Consider the following 12,595-nt stretch of genomic DNA (forward strand, 5'->3'; position numbering starts at 1 on the left):
GGTTGCATTGGCTGCAACAACAATGGTGCTGTCTGCATAGTCGGGGAGGTCTTCCCGGGCCAGTACCGCGTCATCCGGGATCGGGGCTGGAGCAGCCGGCTGAATCGGATACCGGAAAGTAACCACGCCTTCGGGTGATGCTGGAGTTGTTTCCCAGGCTGTAAGCCAGATGGAATTGTCCTCGTAATAATCCAACACCAGGAATCCCGGATGCGCCGCCGTATATCCCGCGCCTCTGCCAGAGGCTACATAGGAGGCTTTGGTACCGGATCCACTAACAAGAAAGTGCCTTCTGGCTCGATTGGTCCCTTTGGGGAAGTATTGTAAACTCTGGTCATGTGCAGCGGCATAAACCAGTTCTTTTTCTTCAAAAAGCTTGTTCAGTTCAGTTCTGAGTAAGCGGTAAGCCTGGTGGGCCAGGTCTTGTCGGTTGCCGACGTATCGGCGATAGAAAGGCTCCAGCGATCCGAAAATTGGAAGCGGTGAGAGGTGCGTACGCGTTGGGAAATTTCCTCCATGCTCACCATTGGTATAAAAGGGATGGTGCCCAACAATCAACAACTTATCGTTTCGATACTTATAGAGTTTCTCCTGCATTTCTCGTAGAAAATCAGAAGCTTCTTGCAGGTCGTAATCGCCTGTATCGCCAAACGCTTTTTCTCCTTCAGACAACCACCATTGTGTATCCAGTAACATCAAATGGAGGTTTTTGCCCAGATCGATTATCTCGGGGCCGGGAAACCCGTTGTCTGGTAAAAATACATTGCCACGACCAAGGTACTGCTCAATGAAGAGCTCCTGGTTTTTACGCAAATTGAGCGATCCGCGCTGCCCGTTCCAGTCTTGATCGCCGGCTACAAAAAACACATTGCCCGGTGCGTCTTTAACGGCATCAAGTTGCTGACGGAGATGGGCTTCAATGGGCGGCCTGTCTGCATGGCCGGAATCTGGGAGGCCACAGCATGGTACCTGGTCTCCCAGGAAAATGGTGGTACTGTTTGTGCCGGCGCGATCAACCAATTGCTGTAGCAGGGTAAGCGCAGGGTAGTCATCCGCCATTTCGCCGGTATTGCCAACAAGAAAGACGCGATGTAACCGGGAGAACGTTAAGGGTGGGTCGGCAATTGACCAGGCTTCGTATTCTTTTTCGATATACCGCTGGGAGCTTGCACAACCACCCAGTATGAACAGGGCTGCAATAGACAGCGCTGCACACTTAAAAAAACTGGTTATGTGGCGGGGCAGGAGGTCTCTCATGTGGATTAAATAACTGCTGCGGGAGAGCAACAGGAGGTGGGCATAATAGAGGTTAAGGTTGCTTGAATTAGTTACAGTTTAGCCATTTTGCCCCCATCCATAGTCAGATCGATGCCGCTTACCCAGGATGCTTCATCTGATGCAAGGAAAAGGGCCCCATAGGCAATGTCTTCCGGTGTACCGATTCTGCCAAGTGGGTAATTGGGAATCCACTCTTTTGCTGCACGCACATCCCAGTCTTCACCTGGCTTAAGCCGCGTTTCTGCCATTTCAGTACGAACGAGCGCCGGCGAAATGGAGTTACAACGGATGCTGTAAGGGCCATAGTCTACCGCTACAGAACGGGTCAGGTTCATCACGGCGCCTTTGGTTGTACTGTAGGTCGAATTCCCCGGCTGTCCGCGTTGCCCTGCTACTGACGCTATGTTGATGATGGAGCCGCTGCCTTGCTGCATCATGTGCGGTAATACGGCTTTGCAGACATAAAAAATGCCTCGAACATTGATATCCATCATAACATCCCAGGCTTCAACCGGCGTATCTACCAACGCCGTACGGCTTGTTATAACGGCAGCATTGTTTACAAGAATATCAATGCGTCCCCAGGCTGACATCACGGTATCAACCATCTGTTGCACCTGCGCCATGTCAGTTACGTCTGTTTGTATCGCCATCACGTTGGCCCCCATACTTGAGACAGCTTTGTCAAGCTGGGATTTACGCCGGCCGCTGATGGCTACCGTTGCGCCTTCTTCGGCAAAAAGCATAGCAATGGCACGCCCTATACCAGTGCCGCCACCAGTAATAAGCGCAGTTTTCCCCTGGATTCTCATAACGTATGTCGGTTCTCTGTAGATGGAGGTGGTAAATATACTAAATCCGGCTTGTAAGAGAGGAGTATTGAGTGAGGAGTTTGGGAGTGAGGAGTATTGAGAAAGGAGTTATGAGAGAGGAGAAGAATGTATTCGTTCTGATTTATTGATTTTGCAAAGGCACACTAAACCCCAACTCCTCACTCCCACAACACAAAAAACCCAACGAGCCAGGGCGCGTTGGGTTTGTGGGTCTTTCTGCTGGGCCTAAATTTATGCGCTTTGCCACAGGATTTTCCGTTGGCGTAGCATATCAATATTTTTGGTTGCGTAATGATCGGTAATCCAGAGGTCAGCATCCGCCCGGTTTTTGAAAATCCCGAACGGCTTGTATCCCTTTTCGAGTGCAGCATGTGCCGCCCGCACAATGCCATACGCAACACGGTTGGCTACAATCACAGCCATGGGCCCCCCTTTTGCGTCTTTAGGGATTTGAATGGCTTTGACAACAGGTTTTATCATTTCAAAATCTGAAAACCCAAAGTCAAGCTTGGTAACCCCGGAGCCGTCCCAGTAGTGTGGGAAACTTAAACTCCAATCGTCATCAAAAAACACACATTGTAAGACTTCAATGACTTCTTCTCCGGTGAGCCGGCCTGTAAACTTGACCTCGACTTTTTGGTTGGCGATATCGATGTGGTAATTGTATGGCATATAAGTGGGCCTAAATGGAGTGCCTCAATTTCCAGGGAGAATGAAGTTGTTTTGACTCGTGCTACATGGCTTACCGTAGCTGTTAAGAAGATATGAAGGGGCAAGGCCGTCGTTGGCATATCAATCGTCCGTTCCCTTAAAGATAAAAGGTGTGATTGGCTGTGGGGTAAATCTCTAACACCCCCTTAAAAACGATTATCGACTAAGATTAATCGATCCAATTGTAGTTTTGCGGTGCTAGCACAAGTTGCGTTGCCTGATCTAGTAGCTCTACTTTTGTGGCCAGGGTTTTGTCTACTGGTAACTGGGCAACCCCAATCAACCTGCGCATTATTTCCATGCCGGCAAACTGACAGGCGAGTAGCTTATCAAATTCTGCGGGCGCTTTATACGCTTCCATGAGGTGCTTGATTTCTGTTGCACCAAACCCTGCAATCAACAGGTGCGCCATGCAGACCCCAACGTCATAGCTTGCTGGACCAAAAAATCCGAACTCGGGGTCAATGACTTTTGGGCCCGTTACCGTGCGCACCCAACTGCCCGGATAGAAGTCGCCATGCAGCAGGGTTGTACCATCTTCCATGTACAGCTTGCCCAGTTGCTCGATTTGTCGGATAAAGGCCTCGTTTTTTTGCAGCTTGGTTGCCTGGGCTTGCAGACCAGACGTGATGTCATCAAGCGCGAGTCCGTTTTCCGGTTGGAGGGGGATATCAAAAAGATGGGCGTGATTGAGCTGGCGCATGGCTTTGTTGGCCAGTGATGATCGGAGGGTCGGGTCAAATGATGCGTTGTGCAGTGTACCCAGCCAGCTGATTAATTGGCGGATCTCCGTTGCCGGCGCCAGGTCTCCGCTGTACATGTTTGTGTAGTCTTCCACCTTTCCCAGGTCTTCAAACAGGGCGCACCGCGATGCGGGAGCAATAGCAAGCAAAGCCGGCATGCCACCGGCAATAACCGGGTACGGTTTCACGGCTTCGTAAAACGTAATTTCGCTTTCAATACGTTCCACAGGCGCAGCTATTTGCGGGTATTTTTCTACCCACGGGCGTGATTGCTTGAAAATAACGGAGCGTTTGCTGGTACGGATGCGTGCAACAAAGTTCATGTTACCCTCACCCGCTTTGGAAATTTCTTCTACTGTTTCATCTGTAGCAATCCACCCGTTTTCATTCAGAAATTGAATCAGGGCTTCCGGCTCATCAAACTGAAAAAAGACTTCGGATTGCATTTGTCTTGATGGGGTTGTTAGGGCGTGCGGACAATTAGCAGGTAGAAGAACATATAATGTCATTTTGTTCATATCAAAGTGCGTCTTGTGTTCGATGTAGCACATCGGGCGTTAAAAGGAACGCAGATATGGACAAAAAGGGCGCATTATGTATTTTACAAGCTGATTGTCTACATGCCCTGGTTACTGCTCAAATTGAGGTGACATGATACGTTTTTCAACAATCATATCCACATGCTGCATCCTGGCCTGTTGTACTGTTTCAGCTGTTGATGCGCAGCCGGCAGACCCTGCGCGGATTGAAGGCTTGCTTGTTGGCGCACTCCTTGGCGATGCTGCCGGCGGACCAGATGAATTCCAGAAACCCGAGCAAAGCATCTGGACACAAACGGATACCGTACTTTCTGCTGCCGGCATTCAGTCGCTTGCCGACAGATTTAAGCTCAAACCCTACACCCGCCGGCCTAACCCTGAGTCGTATGGGCAATGGCGCGCAAACGCGCCGGCAGGCACCGTAACCGACGACTCGCGCTTCAAAATTATTTTCTTTCAAAGCCTGGAGGCTGCAGGTAAACCCAGCCGTCGCCACTTTGCTGAAGCGTTACTCAACTGGTATGCAGATTCAACAAGTGTATATGGTACGCTACCACAGCTTTGGTTAGCAGAATTTGCCTATGCTGCGCGCTGGGAATTGGGTGAGCGTGATCCGGAACGGGCGCGCCCGCCTGAGCGGCAATGGGGCGGGATTCCAACAATGGCCGGGCAAATGCCTTTCCTGCCGATCGCGGCCCTGGTGCCGGGGCAGCCGGGCTTGGCCTATACGCTAACCTGGGAGATGGATTTTATGGACAACGGCGTTGCCCGGGACATGAATGCTGCACTGGTTGCCGGTTTGGCTGCCGCCCTTGCGCCGGATGCCACCTGGATGACCGTGGAAGCTGCCATGCGGGAAACAGATCCTTATGGGTTTGGCGAAATCGACTGGGTACCGCGCCGGCTGGACCGCTGGCTTGATGTAGCGGAAGATGTAGCACGCCGCGCTGAAGGGCGACCGCACCAGCTGTTCAGACTCCTGGAACAAGAGTTGAACGCTGAAACCTGGTGGGAAGCCTGGGTACCGATGACCGTGGTTTTTGCTTGCGCGCGAATGACCGATTACAATCCGCTGGCAACCTTGCAGTTGATCATGGAATTTGGCTACGATACCGATTCTTACATGCAAGTTGCCGGCGCCTTGTTTGGAGCTCTGCATGGTGCAGAGGTGTTTCCGGCAGCCATGCGGACATTGATTGCGCGTCGGCTACAGGAAGATTACCAGGTGTCACCTGCTGCATGGATGGACCTCATCGAACGTTTGCAATAAGAGGGAGGGCAGAACAATATGTCTCCAACACGCCGTACGTTTGTCAAACAAGTTGCTTCCGGTCTTGCCTGCAGTACCCTGCTCACAATGAATACTTTGGGATCCTCTGCGCGAGGTAAAGGCCCTGTGGTTGGTGATTTTCATCTCACGGCTCGGCCCTGGCATCCCCTGACAACGTCTGCTGCAGATATTCTGGATGCTGTTGAAGGGATTTGCAGGTTTACCGTGCAGCATCAAGATGATGATGGCGCCATCATCGACCCGTTCTTGAAACGCGAGCACCAGTACGCGACGCCCTATTTTGCGCATGCAATGGGTACGGTGTTGCACGCTGGTCGGTCCATGGATTTGTTAGATGCGGGCGTGTTGGCCATGGAGAGGGCTACCCGCGCGTTTTCGCAAGGCCACAAGAACATTCCGGATGGCCATGGTGAGTTTTTCATTGCCCCATTAACAACAGCCCTTGCACTGTACGAAACGCTTGTGGATGAGGCCCGGATTGCCGTTTGGCGCGAACGTTTATCGGTTGATGTCCGCCAGGTGATGAAGGGCATGCGCAGCCGGACGAACAACTGGCGTACGTATCCCATGAAAGGGGAATGGCTTCGTTACCAGGCCGGCCTCGTGGACAGGGGTGCGGCTGTGGCTTTTATTGAAGATGGCTGGCATCGGCGCTCCCAGCGTGAACGCATTGCCGGTGATGCCTGGAATCTGTACCAGGATTGGAGTAGTCACCGGCAATCCCACGCTGTGGAAGCAGTTGGGCGCGGTAATCTGCTCGCCCTCGTTGCATCCGGGTACGATGGCCCATCTGCATCAGAAATAAATGCACTCGTAGAACGTGGAACGGAAACCAGCTTGTGGCTGCAAGACCCATCCGGGCAATGTCCGCCCAATGGCCGCACAGATAACCATGTGTTTAATGACGTGCTGTACCAGCTCATATTTGAAGTTATGGCAGAGCGGACCGCTGCGCAGGGGGATCACTATCGCGCCGGCCAATACCGGCGTGCCGCGCAACTTGCTTTTCAGAGTATCCAGCGGTGGAAAAGGCACGATGAACCCTGGACTGGCTCCTTTTATGTCACCAAAAATTTCTTCGATCCAGCCAGGCGTATCGGATACCAGCCGGCAAGCCAGTATTCCAATTATAACGGGGCGGTGATGTACCACCTCGCCGAAGCTTACCACGCGCGCCAGTCTGCTATTGAGGAGCAGCCAGCGCCGGCTGAACTGGGAGGGTTCGTGCGTATGATGGACCCGCGTTTTGGCAGTGTCGTTGCCAATGCCGGGGGGATGCAGGTGTTTGTGAACCTCAAAGGCGATACGATACCCAAGTACAAAATTTTCTGGACGCCGCTTGGTGCTGTCAGGTTTGCGCGCACCGGCTGGGATAGTCGCCTGGGGCCTTCGGATGGGGTTGCATTGTATCGTGAGCAGAAGGGGCTAACCTTTGGGCCGGCAGTGCGCGAACGTACAGGGTGGCGCTACCTTGCTGCCCACGCAAAAGATTACGAAGGTACGCTCCGGATTGATTTTGAACACCCGCTTCTTGTCAAGTTTACGGTGGTCTACGCGCCCATTACGGGCAGTGGTGGTGCTATCTATTACCACCATTTTGTTGTAACACCTGATGGGGTACTCACCCGGCTTACATCGCCACACGACACTGAACTGGGGCTCACGTTGCCCCTGCTCGAAAACGATGGTCGGGCGCTTGAAACAGCGGTTGAAGCACGCGCTGCATCCACAAAATACCCGGATGGGTTGGGCAATGGTGACGCGCAGCACTACTTGCTACTGAATGAAGGTGTGTTAGCGCCCGGGGCATCGCTACAAAGCACATACGGCTGGTTGAAGCCTGTGCTGGTTACAACGCCTGCAGATAGCATCGACTTGTTTGTTTATCCGAAGAGTGCTGCTGATCCAGCTGGTGTTGCCGTTCAGGAGAGTTTTGTGCAAACAGCCACTGGTTTTCGCACTCTCTTGGGGGAGGTAGATGGCACCCTGTACATAGGTCGGTTTGCAGCAGGTGGTTTTGGAAACAGGCTCGAATTTCGACAAGATGCTACCAGCAAGTTGGACTTCGACAAACCCTGCAATTTTGTTGCGCAACACATCAATGGCTCCATCACAGCCATCGAGTCAGATCGGCCGGTAACGGTCACCTACAAAGGGGAAAAACTTGCATTAGGTGCATTTGAGCCGCTATATCTTTAAACTTTAGCGTACCACCCATCATGCAAAGGCTCCCCCATGAAGACACTCTTCCTTTGCGTGCTCTTTTGTTGCGTGTTGGCACCGCCAGCCGTTAAAGCACAGCAAATATCCCAACCTGAACTCGTTTTTCTAACACCGGAATGGACTGGTGAACGGTTTGAAGATGGCCGGCCCCGCGTACCGGATGCCATTCTTGAACGCATGCGTCTCGTCACGCTCGAAGAAGCCTGGGCCGTGCTGAAAGGCGAGAACTTTCGGCATCAGTATGATGATGGCTGGATGACCATTAACCCCGACAGTGTACTGGTCGGGCGCGCATTAACCGCGACCTTTATGCCCGGCCGGCCCGATATACACCGCGTCATCGACGACCGTGGGCACAACCAAGGCGGCCGTATCAAGTCTCAAAATGCCTGGCCGATCGACATGCTCGTGCAGGGCGATGTGTACGTTGTTGATCAGTTTGGTGCGCATATCGATGGCCCAACCATTGGAGATAACCTCGGCAATGCCATTTATGCGCGCTCAGGAAACGGTATCGTTTACAACGGCGCGTTGCGCGACATCGATGGCTTGAAAGAAATTGGCAGCTTCACCTCCTTCTTCAGAAGCTACCACCCCTCCCATCATTTGAATAATCCGGACGGCGCGTTAAACACCACGCTTGTAGGCATCAACCAGCCCACGCGGATTGGTAAGGCCACAGTGATGCCGGGCGACGTGGTGCTGGGCCGTGATGGTGGAGTCATTTTTATCCCACCCCATCTGGCGGAGCGTGTAGTTACAACCTCGGAAGTGGTTAGGCTGCGCGACATGTTTGGGCACCAGCGTTTGCGTGAGCAACGCTACACCGCCGGCCAGATCGACACCCGCTGGTCCGATGAAATTGAGCGCGATTTTTCGCAGTGGCTCAACGCGCATATTGATGACCTGCCCGTGCCGAAGGCGCAAATCCAGGCCCTCCTTGCAAAGCGCACCTGGTAACAGCAGCATACCCTGACTATTTAATCCCCCATGACCATGAAAAATGCTACCCGTCGCTCGTTTTTGAAAAAAGGAATGGTTGCCGGCGCCGTTGCCGCAACACCCATGGCTGCTTTTGGAAAGGCCATCGAAAAGACCAGTCGCGCCTCCGCGCCATCCGCGCTTGAAATCACCGAAATCAAGTGCGGTTACATCCGTAACGGGCATGGGCTGTTTGTTAAAATCTATACCAATCAGGATGTATGGGGCTGTGGTGAAGGGGTTGATGCAACACCGGGTACGTATCACCTGGTGAAAGAATTTGGGAAGCGTCTCAAGGGCAAAAACCCGCTCAATGTACACCGGCTTTTTGAAGACTTGCGCCGGCGCGGCTTTTTTGAAGGCGCGCAGTCCGGGATGTATGTCGCTGTGATGTCTGCCGTGGAATCTGCGTTATGGGACCTCGCCGGCAAAGCACTTGGTTTGCCGGTTTATCAGTTGCTTGGTGGCAAATTTAGGGATAAAATCCGGGTCTACATGGACACCGCGTTGTACCAGTCCAACTTGCCGACGCCGGAGGATTTTGCAGCCTCTGCGCGCGAAGCGGTCGATATGGGGATGACGGCGGTGAAGTTTGATCTCGACCAGCACAATGATCCGAACAAATACGATCGGTATAACTGGACGGCGAGTCCGGCTGAGCTACGGCGGATGTACGATCAGATTGCCGCTGCGCGCGAGGCTGTTGGGCCAGACATCGACATTTGTGCCGACATGCACGGGCGATATGACACCGTCACCGGCCGGCAAGTGGCAAAGATGCTGGAGCCTTTGCAACTCATGTGGTTGGAAGAGCCCATTCCGGCAGAAAATGTGGAGTCGTACCGTGCTATCCGGGAGTCGACAACGACGCCTATTTGTGCCGGCGAAAACCATTACCTCGCCCACGGCATTCGGCCGCTGCTTGAGCAACAGGCGGTGGACATTGTGATGCCTGACCTCCAGAAAGCCGGCGGCCTTGGGGAAGGACAACGGATTGCGAACCTCGCCAACCTGTACTACGTGCCGTTTGCCCCACACATGGTTGCGTCGTTTCTGGGCGCGATGGCATCCTGTCATGTGTGTGCCTCGGTGCCCAACTTCATGGTACTTGAGTGGCAGATCTATTTCCATAAAAACCCGATGTTCAATGAGATTGTGACGTACGACGGCGTGATGGTGGAAGATGGTTTTATCCCGCTTTCTGAGAAGCCTGGTATCGGCGTTGAAATCAACGAAGAGGGCATGCGCAAATACGCAACGCCGGGCATGCCCTTTTTTGAATAAGCCAGAATGTGTTACCTTGACTGCTATGTGTCTTGTGCGCATAACAGGTTCTCATCCACCCATCAAAATTTACCGTGCAGAATTTGTATAACCTGGTGCTGGGCATTGCCGGCATCTGCGCCCTGGCTTTCCTGGGTGTGTTAATCTTCGGACAAGGCATTGCTGCCGGCGGCCCGTTCCTCGTTGGTTTTTTGATCTGCCTTGCTATCGGTGGCCTCGGTACGCCGATGCTGCGCCAGTTGGCGTTTACCGTCTGGATCTTTGCTGGCGTTGCCATGGCGATGTATTATCCGCGCTACTTCCAGACGGTTGGCGACTTTGAATTGAAAACGCTCATTGTCCCGCTCATCCAGGTGATTATGTTTGGGATGGGTACCGCGATGAGCCTGAAAGATTTCGAGGGTGTGGTGAAAATGCCCAAAGGGGTGGTTGTGGGATTGGTGGCGCAACTGACCATTATGCCATTAATTGGTGCGTCGATTGCGTTGCTGATGAATTTCCCGGCTGAGGTTGCCGCAGGCATTATCCTGATTGGCTCGGCCCCGAGTGGCGTCGCCTCGAACGTCATGGCCTACATTGCCAAAGCCAACCTTGCCCTGTCTATTACGCTGACAGCCGTGGCTACATTGCTGGCACCATTGACTACACCGTTTCTGATGAAAATACTGGCCGGCCAACTTGTGCCCATCGACTTTGTGGCCATGATGATTGGCATTATCAAAATGGTGATTGTGCCCATCGTGCTTGGGCTGTTGTTCAACCGACTGGTTGCTGGCCGCGCGCCGTGGTTGGACAAAGCCATGCCCTTGCTTTCCATGATTGCAATTGCTGTAGTCATCACCATCATTACAGCCACGGGCAGAGACGCGTTGCTCACTATCGGGCCCCTGCTTTTTCTTGCAGCCATCATCCATAACGCAAGCGGTTACCTGATCGGGTATTGGGGATGTAAGATGGTTGGCCTCGACGAGCAGTCGTGCCGGACCATTTCCATAGAGGTGGGCATGCAGAACGGTGGACTGGCCTCTGGCATTGCGTTGCAGATGGGTAAGGTGGCTACGGTCGGATTGGCGCCGGCTATCTTTGGTCCGTGGATGAATATTACGGGTTCAGCGCTTGCCAACTGGTGGCGTAACCGTGCTCCCGAATCAGAAACTGCCCCCGAACAGCCGGCTGAAATGACCGCCTAATTTTAAATTTTCTCTTCAACCCCTGCGATTATGTTGAATCGTCTTTTGATTGTTGCCTGTGTTTTACTTTTTGGTGCAGATGCTGCGCTGGCGCAAACCAAGGTACTGCGCGCGGCCCGCATGCTGGATGTGAATACTGGTGAGGTAACTGGCCCGGCCAGATTGCTGATTGAAGGGGATCGCATTGCTGCCATCAATCCAGCAACATTACCTGCTGACGCTGAAGAAATTGATTTGGGTGATGTGACATTGTTGCCAGGCGTAATGGATATGCACACACACCTGACAATGGACCTTGAGGGGGATTGGGTACGCAGGACGGTGACGGATACGGCGGTAGACAGCGGCTTGCGCGGCGTAAGGAACGCACGACGTACGCTGATGGCCGGCTTCACTACGGTACGGAACGTGGGGGCTGGTGGATTTGCTGATATTTCGCTAAAAAAAGCCATCGATCAGGATTTCTTCCCGGGTCCACGGATTGTAGGCGCGGGACACTCGCTTGGTATTACAGGAGGACATTGCGACGCTACTGGGTACAAACCAGGATTGCTGGAAAACGACTACCGCCAGGGTATTGCAGACGGCGTGGATGAAGTAACAAAGGCTGTGCGGTACCAGATTAAACACGGTGCGGGTGTGATCAAAGCGTGCGTGACCGCCGGCGTGCTTTCTTTTGAGGGGCCGGTTGGTGCGCAGCAGTACAATCAGGAAGAACTTGAGGCCATCGTTGACGAAGCTGCGTTGCATGGCATTAAAGTGGCCGGCCACGCGCACGGTGCGCAGGGCATTCTGGCTGCAGTGAAAGCCGGCTTCGCTTCCATCGAGCATGCATCCATATTGAATGATGAAATCATAGCTGAGATGAAGGCACATGGTACCTACCTTGTACCGACAACCTACCTGGTTGGTGCAATTGACCTGGACAACCTGCCGCCCCCCATTCGCGCCAAGGCTGAGTTTATTTTACCGTTGGCCGTTCAGAGTCTGCAAAAAGCCATACGCGAAGGCCTGAACATTGCTTACGGCACCGACGCAGCCGTAATTCCACACGGAGAAAACGGAAAAGAGTTTGCCGTCCTGGTTGACCGCGGTATGACGCCGCTTGCTGCCATCCAGACCGCTACCATCAATGCTGCTGACTTACTGGGAGTTGATGATAGAGGCCGGCTGAAAGAAGGACTGCTCGCCGACATCATCGCCATCCCCGGCAATCCGTTGGACGATATCTCAGCCATGGAGCGCGTGTCGTTTGTGATGAAAGGCGGGAAGGTTTATAAAGAGTGACGAATTTTGAGTGCCGAGTGGCTGTTACAGGGTATAGTGCGATCCCTTTACACGCGACGTCATGCCGGATTTGATCCGGTATCCAGTAGCTTACCCGAAGGGTTGCAGTAATTCGCGGGCCGTGCTGGCCCAGATTCTTCGGGGACTCTGTTAGACTTATCAAGAGCAATATAATCGTTATTTTCTCTCCGAACATGAGTGGTGGCACAAGCCAACGCAGGGCTCAAGCACACAC

The 12,595-nt window shown here is 53.1% G+C and carries 10 protein-coding genes; 6 read left to right on the top strand and 4 right to left on the bottom strand.

Annotation, left to right across the window (positions count from 1 at the left end; genetic code table 11):
• From AAF564_21875 to AAF564_21890, 4 genes are all read right to left on the bottom strand, one after another.
• A partial coding sequence (locus AAF564_21875; GenBank protein ID MEM8488215.1) for a hypothetical protein occupies positions 1-1,257 on the bottom strand: 1,257 nt, incomplete at its 3' end.
• 71 nt (positions 1,258-1,328) lie between these two features.
• Positions 1,329-2,090, bottom strand: a complete 762-nt coding sequence (locus AAF564_21880; GenBank protein MEM8488216.1) for an SDR family oxidoreductase — start codon at positions 2,088-2,090, stop codon at positions 1,329-1,331.
• Positions 2,091-2,342: 252 nt separating this feature from the next.
• Positions 2,343-2,783, bottom strand: a complete 441-nt coding sequence (locus AAF564_21885; GenBank protein ID MEM8488217.1) for a hypothetical protein — start codon at positions 2,781-2,783, stop codon at positions 2,343-2,345.
• A gap of 208 nt (positions 2,784-2,991) precedes the next feature.
• A complete protein-coding gene (locus AAF564_21890) occupies positions 2,992-4,011 on the bottom strand; it encodes a phosphotransferase (protein ID MEM8488218.1) in 1,020 nt (339 codons plus the stop codon).
• 205 nt (positions 4,012-4,216) lie between these two features.
• On the opposite strand from AAF564_21890, the gene AAF564_21895 reads away from it, so the two are divergent.
• From AAF564_21895 to AAF564_21920, 6 genes are all read left to right on the top strand, one after another.
• Complete coding sequence (locus AAF564_21895) at positions 4,217-5,374, top strand: ADP-ribosylglycohydrolase family protein (GenBank protein ID MEM8488219.1); 1,158 nt, start codon at positions 4,217-4,219, stop codon at positions 5,372-5,374.
• An 18-nt stretch (positions 5,375-5,392) separates the two neighbouring features.
• On the top strand, positions 5,393-7,594 hold the full coding sequence (locus AAF564_21900) for a hypothetical protein (protein MEM8488220.1): 2,202 nt from the start codon (positions 5,393-5,395) through the stop codon (positions 7,592-7,594).
• Between the two features lie 36 nt (positions 7,595-7,630).
• Complete coding sequence (locus AAF564_21905) at positions 7,631-8,578, top strand: RraA family protein (protein MEM8488221.1); 948 nt, start codon at positions 7,631-7,633, stop codon at positions 8,576-8,578.
• Positions 8,579-8,614: 36 nt separating this feature from the next.
• Complete coding sequence (locus tag AAF564_21910) at positions 8,615-9,883, top strand: mandelate racemase/muconate lactonizing enzyme family protein (protein MEM8488222.1); 1,269 nt, start codon at positions 8,615-8,617, stop codon at positions 9,881-9,883.
• Between the two features lie 74 nt (positions 9,884-9,957).
• Complete coding sequence (locus AAF564_21915; protein ID MEM8488223.1) at positions 9,958-11,073, top strand: bile acid:sodium symporter family protein; 1,116 nt, start codon at positions 9,958-9,960, stop codon at positions 11,071-11,073.
• 30 nt (positions 11,074-11,103) lie between these two features.
• Positions 11,104-12,360: an amidohydrolase family protein gene (locus AAF564_21920; protein ID MEM8488224.1), complete on the top strand. Its 1,257-nt coding sequence runs from the start codon at positions 11,104-11,106 to the stop codon at positions 12,358-12,360.
• The last annotated feature ends 235 nt before the right edge of the window (positions 12,361-12,595 follow it).

This window comes from Bacteroidota bacterium (assembly GCA_039111535.1).
Classification (GTDB): Bacteria; Bacteroidota; Rhodothermia; order Rhodothermales; family JAHQVL01; genus JBCCIM01.

Coding starts and splice junctions, on each gene's coding strand:
- AAF564_21905 (MEM8488221.1), top strand. CDS start 7,631: ATGAAGACACTCTTCCTTTGCGTGCTCTTTTGTTGCGTGTTGGCACCG.
- AAF564_21900 (MEM8488220.1), top strand. CDS start 5,393: ATGTCTCCAACACGCCGTACGTTTGTCAAACAAGTTGCTTCCGGTCTT.
- AAF564_21910 (MEM8488222.1), top strand. CDS start 8,615: ATGAAAAATGCTACCCGTCGCTCGTTTTTGAAAAAAGGAATGGTTGCC.
- AAF564_21885 (MEM8488217.1), bottom strand. CDS start 2,783: ATGCCATACAATTACCACATCGATATCGCCAACCAAAAAGTCGAGGTC.
- AAF564_21880 (MEM8488216.1), bottom strand. CDS start 2,090: ATGAGAATCCAGGGGAAAACTGCGCTTATTACTGGTGGCGGCACTGGT.
- AAF564_21895 (MEM8488219.1), top strand. CDS start 4,217: ATGATACGTTTTTCAACAATCATATCCACATGCTGCATCCTGGCCTGT.
- AAF564_21890 (MEM8488218.1), bottom strand. CDS start 4,011: ATGCAATCCGAAGTCTTTTTTCAGTTTGATGAGCCGGAAGCCCTGATT.
- AAF564_21920 (MEM8488224.1), top strand. CDS start 11,104: ATGTTGAATCGTCTTTTGATTGTTGCCTGTGTTTTACTTTTTGGTGCA.